This is a genomic window from Lysinibacillus sp. NPDC093197 (genome assembly GCF_044754025.1).
In the GTDB taxonomy this organism is placed as follows: domain Bacteria; phylum Bacillota; class Bacilli; order Bacillales_A; family Planococcaceae; genus Lysinibacillus.
Window position 1 is genome coordinate 113954 of sequence record NZ_JBIVOH010000004.1, and the last position, 7865, is coordinate 121818.

General features: G+C 36.4%; 3 protein-coding genes. 2 read left to right on the top strand and 1 reads right to left on the bottom strand.

Translation table 11 applies throughout. The features are described from left to right. Nucleotides 1–141 precede the first annotated feature (141 nt). Nucleotides 142–5946, top strand: a complete 5805-nt coding sequence (locus ACIP9G_RS12930) for an NPCBM/NEW2 domain-containing protein (protein WP_401019812.1) — start codon at nt 142–144, stop codon at nt 5944–5946. 193 nt (nt 5947–6139) lie between these two features. On the opposite strand, the gene ACIP9G_RS12935 is transcribed toward ACIP9G_RS12930, so the two are convergent. Continuing rightward, on the bottom strand, nt 6140–6436 hold the full coding sequence (locus tag ACIP9G_RS12935; RefSeq protein WP_401019814.1) for a hypothetical protein: 297 nt from the start codon (nt 6434–6436) through the stop codon (nt 6140–6142). 662 nt (nt 6437–7098) lie between these two features. Here ACIP9G_RS12935 and ACIP9G_RS12940 point away from each other — a divergent pair. Continuing rightward, the gene (locus tag ACIP9G_RS12940) at nt 7099–7470 is read left to right on the top strand and encodes a hypothetical protein (RefSeq protein WP_401019816.1); all 372 of its coding nucleotides are present in this window, start codon (nt 7099–7101) and stop codon (nt 7468–7470) included. The last annotated feature ends 395 nt before the right edge of the window (nt 7471–7865 follow it).

Genomic DNA, 7865 nt, shown 5'->3' on the forward strand with positions numbered 1-7865 from the left:
GTCTTTTCAGCGCCCATATATAATGGGTATATTTGTATGTTTTTATATTATCCTTATTTAAAATAAAACTACTCTTTTATGAGTAGTTTTTTTATGTACTCCGTAGGAAGAAATTCAAAACTTCATAAGGAGGAAGAATAGATGAAAGTTGTAAAGATTGTAACAGTATCTGCTCTAGCTTTAAATTTAGTCGGTGGTCCATTGAACGTTTTGGCAAGTGAAAATCCGAATGGAAATATTGTCAAAACTTCAGCTGAAATGAGTACTAAACATACGATAGCATCGGTGAAAAAGTTTGATTTGTACGGAAAAGATATTTTAAAGGCATACGATGACGTATTTAAGATGGCTAATACTAACATTAAATCGATTACGAACAACGGTGGAAAATATGCAAGTTCTACTATTGATAAAGCGATTGATGGCGACATGAATACCCATTGGGAAACAGGGACACCGAATAGTGCATCATTCACAAATGAAGTCGTAATACAGTTCAATGACGCAGCTACGTTAAATAGAATTGTTTATGCTGCACGTCAATCAACTACAAAAGGTAAAGGTTTTGCACAGCAGTTTGAAATTTATAGCTCAACAACAGATTCAGGCAATGATTTTACCCTCGTTTCATCCGGTGAATACAAAGGTTCTACTGGTGATATCGTCGAAATCCAGTTTGACCCAACAGAATTTAAACGCGTAAAGTTTGTTTTCACTAAAGCAAATCAAGATTGGGCAAGTGCATCAGAGTTTCAATTTTATAAAGAAGATGCAATCTCTGACAAAATGGCAACACTATTTACTGATGACACAATGAGTGCTGTTAGTGACAAGTTCCATTCAATTGATGCACTCAATCAATTAGATGCTAAAGCACAAGGACACCCCTTCTATGCTCAATTTAAAGAAGATATCGACAATGCTAAAGTGCTACTAAGCAACGAAGCGATTAAAGCTACAACAGCAGTAACTTCATCATTTAGCCATTACGCAAACGAAGCCTATTCTAAAATATTTAGAATGGACTACAAAAATATTAGGAGCATTCGCAATAACGGTGGACACTATGCTAGCGCTGTTATCGAAAATGCCATCGATGGAAATGTCAATACATATTGGGAAACGAATACAAGCAACACTGCTAAATTCGCAAATGAAGTTGAAGTGGAATTTATCGAACCTGTAACATTAAATCGCATTATTTATGGAGCAAGACCATCCGACCGTAAAGGCTTTGCGGAAGAATTTGAAATTTATGCTTCACAAACATCTAAAGGCGATACATACGAGCTTGTCTCAACAGGTAAGCATAATATGGTTGCTGGATTAGTTGAAGCAAAGTTCGATCCAACAATATTTAAACGCGTGAAGTTTAAATTCACAAAATCCAATCAAAATTGGGCAACCCTTTCAGAGTTAGCGTTCTATAAAGAAGATACGCTGGACGATAAGATGGCGAAGTTATTTTCTGATGGAACGATGAATACAGTTTCACCTGAATTCAACAGTATCGAGCTAATTAACGCATTAGAAGAAGAAGCAAAAGCGCATCCACTTTATGATACTTATAAAGAAAATATTGAGTTAGCGAAAAAAGTTATTAATGGTGAAGTTGTTATAGAAGGCAGAATAATAGTAGCTGAGCAACACGGAGATATGGTAAAGCACGCCAATGAACAATTGAAGTTCGGCTTCGGTAACAACCTGCAACCAACTGGACTTGCTGCTCAACCAGGCGATCAAATTATCGTTTACGTTGACGCAGCAACAAACGGACCATTACCACGCTTATCTTTTGCTCAACAAGAAGGTGCTTGGAACAGCTGGAGACAAGGTGTTAGCTTAAAAGTTGGTAAAAACGTGATTACGGTGCCGGCAGTTCCTAAAACTTCTTATAATAATAAGGCAGTCACACCGGGCGGAACAATTTATATTGAAAATCCATACACAGCTGAACAGCAAGGGAAAGCACCTACATTACGTTTTGAAGGTGTTGATAGAATTCCTTTTGCTACGAAATCTACCAATGTAGAAGAGTTTAAACAATTTTTAACCGACTATAAGAAAAAAATCGATGAAGACATTGCGAAACATCCAAAAGTTGAAGATCGCGAAGTACTAGATATCGTAGAAGTTGTAAGTGACCATTTATTCTGGACAGGTACTGCAACAGGTGCTTATAAAACATATATAGAAAATGGCTATAGCCCACTACAAACTATTGAATCGTACAATCGTCTAATGGACGAATTATTTAAGTATAACGGTTTAGATGGTCATAATGAAAAAAATGACCCGAAATTAATTCGAGAAAATGTACGACTTGCACAGCCTTATGCATATATGTATGCAGCTGGCGATCATATCGGCACATTAGATGATGTTGTGTCTGATATTCTAGTTCCTATCGAAGAAAAAGGCGGTTCATGGGGCGTCATCCACGAAATCGGTCATCGCATGGATATTGGCGTAAGAACTTACGGTGAAGTTACAAACAATATGCTTCCGCAGCATATGTCAGCATTTTACGGCAAAATTGATGGACGTATTCCATATGAAGCGAACATCTATAAAAACGTTTTAAAAGAAAACACGAAAGATTATAACGATCAAGGTCTGTTTGAAAAGCTAGCTGTATATTGGCAACTTGAAATGTATAGCCCAGGATATTGGGGTAAATTAAACTCTTTCTATCGCGAACGCAATGTGACACTAACAGATGGTGATCGATCTAAACAACAATATTTAGTCGAATTCTCTTCTGAAGCACTTGGATTAGATTTAAGTGAGCATTTTGCTCGCCATGGTTTTGTTGTAACTGACGAAACGAAAGCAAAAACAAGTAAATATCCAAAACCAGATAAAAAAATATGGTATTTAAATAATAGTGCAGTCGACTATAAAGGTAATGGTTTAAAAGGAAAAGAAGTAAACGTAACATTCGCCTCAAACCAAGCTGCTAAAACAAATACATTATATTTATCGATCGATAAAGCGTACCAAGATGATTTCTTAGGCTATGAAATATATAGAGATAATGAATTAATCGGCTTTACTAGTACTGCACAATTTATCGATAAAAATGTAGATACAACAAAAAATTATACGTACAAAGTTGTTGGTTATGACAAAAAATTAAATACGCTGAAACCAGTAGAAGTGAAGGCATTTACCCCTACCCTATCTGCTGAAAATTTTGTCACAATTAAACTACATCAAGCATTTGATCCGATGGAATATGTAAAAGCAATTGCTTATAACGGTAAAGACATCACAAAATCAATTAACATCACGTCAAATACTGTAGATGTTACGAAAAAAGGAAGCTATGAAGTAGTTTATGAAATAAACGATGAAGGCATTAAAGAAACAAAAACAATGAATGTTAACGTAATAAGTGACATGCAATATATTTCTGATATGACAGCTAAATCTGCAAAAGTAGGTTGGGGGTCATTACAAAAAGATAAATCAATTGCTGGTGGCACGATTACATTACTAAGACAAGGTGTAGATGCAACGTATGCAAAAGGACTCGGTGCACACGCGAACTCTGAAGTAGTGTATGACATCGAAGGAAAAGGCTTTGATTTCTTTGAAAGTTATATCGGAATCGATCAAGCAGCAAAAGGACAAAAATCTTCTGCTACTTTTGAAGTATGGGTCGATGGTGAAAAGATATTTGCAAGTGATGTATTTAAGGCGAATACAGATCATGGCTATATCAGCATCCCTGTTACAGGTGCAAAAGAAGTGAAGTTAATTACAACGGATGCCAATGATAGCGGTAATTCCTCTGACCATACTATTTGGGCTGATGCGAAATTTGGCAAAGACTCAAGTCTACCTACGTTAACACTTTCAGAAGACTTAACATTAGTAAAGTTAAATAGTGAATTTGATCTTCTAAAAGATGTAACAGCATCTGATATTGAAGACGGTGATTTAAGTAAACAAATTAAAGTAACGACAAATGGCTTCAATACAAATAAAACAGGTACTTACCAAATCAAATATACAGTAACTGATAGTGATAACAACGTTGCAACGGCGACAAGAAATGTGTATGTCTATAGCGATGAGAAATTCGCCTCAGACATCGGCTGGAAATCTACTCAAACAGCGTATAGTACTGTCAATAAAGACAAATCGTCTTCAGGTGGTTCAATAAAAGTACTGACAAATGGAGAAGTTAAGGAATTTGCCAAAGGGATTGGTACACACGCAAACTCTGAAATCGTCTATGATTTAACAGAGAAAAATTACGATTACTTTGAGACACTCGTAGGTATTGATCGCAATATCGCTGAAAACGGAAATTCTAGCGTGACATTTAAAGTACTAGCTGACGGTCAAGAAGTATATAACAGTGGTGTCATGAAATATCAATCAGAAGCAAAACTTGTGAGAGTACCGCTTCAAGGTGTGAAAGAGTTAAAACTGATTGCAAATGATTCGGGCAATGGTAATGCATCAGATCATGCGAACTTTGCTGATGCTAAGTTCTATGTTTCAAACGGTATGCCGGAACTAACGATTCCTAAATCAGTTGCAACAAAAGTAGGAACGCCTATCAATATCGACGAAAGCTATTTAGCAACGGATGCTGAAGATGGTAATTTAACGTCTCAAGTACAAGTAACTGGCTTAGAGCAAGTGAACTTCAATCGAGCTGGTCACTACGAAATTACGTACACTGTTGTCGATAGTGATGGCAATGAAGTAACGAAAAAGCGTACAATTTCAGTGGTAAATATGGAAGATTACCATTACTTAACTGATTTTGAATGGCAATCTACACAAAACAGCTATACAGCTCCTGTGAAAGATATCTCCATTAGTCACAATGCATTACGCTTAACAGGAGACGATGGTCGTGAAATAACATACGAACGAGGCATCGGTGCACATTCTAACTCAACAATCATTTATGATTTAACAGATAAAAACGCAGATTTCTTCACTGCATTTGTTGGTGTAGACCGCCAAATGTACGGTACGATAGGCTCAGTAACATTCCAAGTGTTTGTTGATGGAGAAAAGCAATTCGATAGTGGCTTAATGCAATCTCGTGATTCTCAAAAGTACATTGAAGTGAGCATTACTGGCGCCAAAGAGCTTAAACTTGTCGTAACAGACGGTGGCAACGGAAACGGCTCTGACCATGCATCATGGGGCGAGACGAAATTACATTTTGCTAATGCGGATCGCGTATTCACTGAAGATTTAACACTAGCACTTGAAGATGCTAAAACAGTTAATGTAGAAAACTACACAGCTGATACAATCCAAGCTTTACAAGCGAGCATGGCAAAGGCAGAAGAACTTCTTGCTAATACACAAGCTTCTCAAGCACAAATCGATCAAGCTTTAGAGGAGCTATTACAAGCAAAAGCTGCTTTAGTAGCAATTGACTTCGGTCAAATTATACCAATTGCAGACAACCAGCTTAAAGTAGCTATCCAGCAAACGCTAGGACTGTCAGGAGAAATCACTTTAGGTGATATGATTACACTGACAAGTCTACATGCACCAAATGCACGTATTACAAGTCTAGATGGCTTACAATATGCTAAAAATTTAACATCACTTGATATTTCGGCTAATAGTATTACTGATTTCTCGCCATTGAAAAATCTAAGCAAATTAGAAAATATCACTGCGCACCCACAAATTGTTGAAGTATCTAGCTTAACGGGTCCTGAACTAACAGTGGAAAATCTAGTAAAAGGATTAGATGGTAACTATCTTAATCCTTACCAAATAGCGCTAAGAAATACGAAAACAATGAAAGAGATTTCAGTAGATGTGGACCAGCTTACACCGAACGCAGACCACTTTACAATCGACCTTTCTCAAGAAGAACAAGGCATGTACATGCTAGTCATTGCGTATAAGCTAAACGAAGACACACTTATTCAATTAACTTATTTTGTAAAAAACTAGTTATATCGCTGTCATAAAAACTCCTCCCCTTTTAAATACAACGCCCGCGGATTTTTCGTGGGCGTTTTTGATTGTAGACAATAGTTAATTGGAAACAAATAAATCTAATTGAACAAAGAAAAACCCCAAATAGTAACACTATAAAGTGTCCCTACTCGAGGTTTGTTCATATTTTTTATTAACCAATGTTTACTCAATGAACGCTAATATGAGCTTCCAAATTTAACTCACTCATTTTAAAATACGTCGTGAATCGTTTGGACAAAGCTTGTGTGATGGCTTCACTTTGTTCATCATTCAACGGTTTTGCATAAACCAAGACAACGCCAATATTTTCGTTACCCTGCTCCAATGGATTCAACACTACATCTTCTTTCAAAATTAACGCATTGCTCATCGCAACAAAATTTAACACCGTATTTTGCAACATTTTTCTTTCTCTTGGATTTAACCCCACAGTATCAATTATTTCAACCGTAACATAATTCATACTTTGCACCTCCATAAAATGTTGTGAAAATTCTTTTTTTATTTTACTATTTTTATTCCCTACTGAAAATTATTTAATAAGAAACGATAGTAGATTGTTATAATCTTGTGGTTAGTGAATAAAAGCGAAATGTTAGATTTAACAAATCGGTAGTAGCGAGAGTATTAGCTAACGTTGAACGGAAAGCGTCCGCACGCTATGTAAATCAACTGCAGTAACTAAAAAAAGACGAACAGCACCTAGCTGTTCGTCTTTTTTTATTCTTTAAATTTTAAAATGACCCACAATTGTTTGTAAGTCCATCGCTTGATTGCTTAAATCATTTGCGACTGCGCTTATTTCTTGTAAAGATGAAAGTTGTTGCTGTGAAGCTGCATGTAAACCTTCCAAAACTATGTATTTATTGAGATCACCCGTCGCATAGAGCGGACTCCTTTTTTCAATAAAATGGATATAATTAGTCATTATAGACTATATTTATGTTTTTACCTATATAGTATTTACTACCATTAATATTTTATTTAAAATAAAAGTATCCCGATTAATTCAAAAAACAGTAAGTATTTTAATAATTATTACTACTGTCACATGATACAATAATCACAAAATTATTAATTAGCTTATAAAAATGGATATATAACAAAAAAAGAAGGAGATATTTAATGAGTACTGATTTTTTAGAAGATAAACTGCGTGAAACATTTTCACATTTGCAATCTATTGAAGGCGTAAAATCGGTTGATAGCATTTTAGAGCGTTTAAACGACGAGAAAATTTTTCCCGAAATTACTACATTAATATATAATTCAAAATACGAATTAGTTTATTTATACGAAGAACAACAAGTAGTATTAAAAACTATTAAAGAAGGAATAACGCTCGATACAAAGTTTATGAACGAAATACATTTGATTCATCAATATAAAGACATGATTGAGTGCATCCTAACAGGAATCATCGCAACCGATAAAATTAAAAACTACTCGCTTAACCTGCTTTCACTTAAATATAGCGAGTTAATTCAAAGTATTTAACGGACAACAAAAAACCGATGAACGAGAAAATCGCTCATTGGTTTTTTTGTGTAGTCATTAGGTTAGGGAATGTATTATTTTATATAATCACCCTGAATTGGTTCTTTTGCGGAGGGCGGCGACTCCTGCGGGAACAGCACAATACGTAAGACGCAACAGGCGGCGCGACTGCGACGGTTGTGGCTCACGATGTGCCCGCGGAAAGCGTCCGCCCGCAGCGGAAATCATCCGTAGGAGTTATCATTTTTTTCAATTGATTGGAGCGGAGGGCGGCGACTCCTGCGGGAACAGCACAATACGTAAGACGCAACTGGCGGCGCGACTGCGACGGTTGCGGCTTACGATGTGCCCGCGGAAAGCGTCCGCCCGTAGCGGAAATCATCGGTAGGAGTTAT

Coding starts and splice junctions, on each gene's coding strand:
- ACIP9G_RS12930 (WP_401019812.1), top strand. CDS start 142: ATGAAAGTTGTAAAGATTGTAACAGTATCTGCTCTAGCTTTAAATTTA.
- ACIP9G_RS12935 (WP_401019814.1), bottom strand. CDS start 6,436: ATGAATTATGTTACGGTTGAAATAATTGATACTGTGGGGTTAAATCCA.
- ACIP9G_RS12940 (WP_401019816.1), top strand. CDS start 7,099: ATGAGTACTGATTTTTTAGAAGATAAACTGCGTGAAACATTTTCACAT.